A 1,096-nucleotide genomic window follows, 5' to 3' on the forward strand; every position below is an offset into this window, starting at 1 on the left:
AGTGTTTAGACCGGAGACATAGCTGACGCCTGTTCGGACACATCACTGACAGGTTGGCCATTGGTCAAGTCGATAGATGCGACCTGCCAGCTGGCAAAGAAGACGCCGTATTGGCCGTCGCAGTTGAGCGGCCTGATGGCGAGCTGCTCGCCGCGGAAGGCTTGAGGAACTTTCCACATTTGGCCTTTGAAGGCGATGTAGCTCCGCGTCGAGGAGACGGTGCGCACGACTTCCCCATCGTCATATTGCACCCTCGGCACATGATCTGGCATGGCGCGAGAACTCGGCCGGTAGCGGTCGGCTGGGATACCCATGCCCAAGCTCTCATGAGGCCGCTCCAGATTGTAGATCGTGCGCCAATGGTCGAGGGCGCGCTGAACTTCAACCAAGGTGCGGAAGGTGCGCAGAGCGAACACTTCCGCTTTCAAGCTGCGATGGAAGCGTTCGTTCTTGCCTCGGCCCTGAGGATGACGCGGCCTGGCATGGACCACCCTGACGCCGAGCTTGAGCAGCCACACTTTCAGCGCGGTCCAGCGAGCGCCGGACGTGTCGCCCCAGGGAGAGCCGTTGTCGAGGTAGAAGGCCTCCGGCAGCCCATAGCGCCGGAAGGTTTCGGTCAGATGTTTCTGCACGTCAGGGCGCTGCTCGTTAGCGCAGGCCTTCAGACACAAGGCATAGCGCGAGTGGTCATCGACCATGGTCAGCGGATGACGCGCGCTCCGTTGGCAAGGGGCATGTGGCCCTTAAAGTCCATCTGCCACAGCTGATTGGGCGCATCCTTCTCGAAGCGATGGCCGGGAGGACTCGGCGGAGCTTTCTCGCTCGGCACGATCCGCTCATTCCGGCACAAGATCTGATGGACCGTGGAGGGCGCGGGCACAGTCTGGCCACTGCGCTTGAGGCAATGGGCAATCTTGCGCGCCCCCCAGGCCGGATGCTTGTCCCGCACGGCCAAGACTTGCGCCTCTACCGCGGGCTCGCTGCGTTTGGGCATGCTCTTGGGCCGGCGGCACTGATCCGCCAGCTCATGGTCCCCAGCCCGCCAACGCCTCAGCCATTTGTAGCCCACGTCGGGGCTGATCCCGAACCGCCGGCA

The 1,096-nt window shown here is 62.9% G+C and carries 1 pseudogene; it reads right to left on the reverse strand.

Annotated elements, in window-relative coordinates:
• Positions 1 to 5: 5 nt before the first annotated feature.
• Positions 6 to 1,096: pseudogene (locus AABA86_RS34105) on the reverse strand (IS481 family transposase); the annotation flags it as partial.

Source organism: Bradyrhizobium sp. TM233, assembly GCF_036247965.1.
Classification (GTDB): Bacteria; Pseudomonadota; Alphaproteobacteria; order Rhizobiales; family Xanthobacteraceae; genus Bradyrhizobium; species Bradyrhizobium ottawaense.